This window comes from Niveispirillum sp. FG148, assembly GCF_057809655.1.
On record NZ_JBMDKJ010000081.1, the window covers coordinates 1 to 454 of the forward strand.

Sequence of the window (454 nt, forward strand, 5' to 3'; positions counted from 1 at the left end):
TGGTGATATTGCCGCTGATGGTGCCGCTGTTGTTCAGCGCCCCCAGATTGCCGGTCGCGGCGATATAGACCGCCGTGGTCGCACTCAGGCTGCCGGTATTGTCGATGGAGGCCAGATTGCCGCCGACATAGTCGTTGCCGAAGGACAGCAGCAGATTGTTGCCGGAAACCGTGCTGCCGGCCTTCAGCCCCGTGACACCGTTGACCGAGACATTGGCGCCAGCATAGCTGGACCCGGCCCCGCCGGTCACCAGCGTGCCGCCGCTGCCGGCCAGATAATTGCCGGTCGACGACAGGTTGGCGGTGACCGCACCACCGCTGATATTGGCAGCCCCGCTGACCTGCAGGCCACCCGTGCCGCCGACGATCAGCGCGCCGCCGGTCTGGCTATAATTGCCGGTGACATTCAGCGCGTCGGCCAGCGTGACCGAGGCGCCGCTATTGACCAGAGTGCC

General features: G+C 65.6%; 1 pseudogene. It reads right to left on the reverse strand.

Annotated elements, in window-relative coordinates:
* Positions 1-454, reverse strand: a pseudogene (locus tag ACODTW_RS28285) (hypothetical protein); the annotation flags it as partial.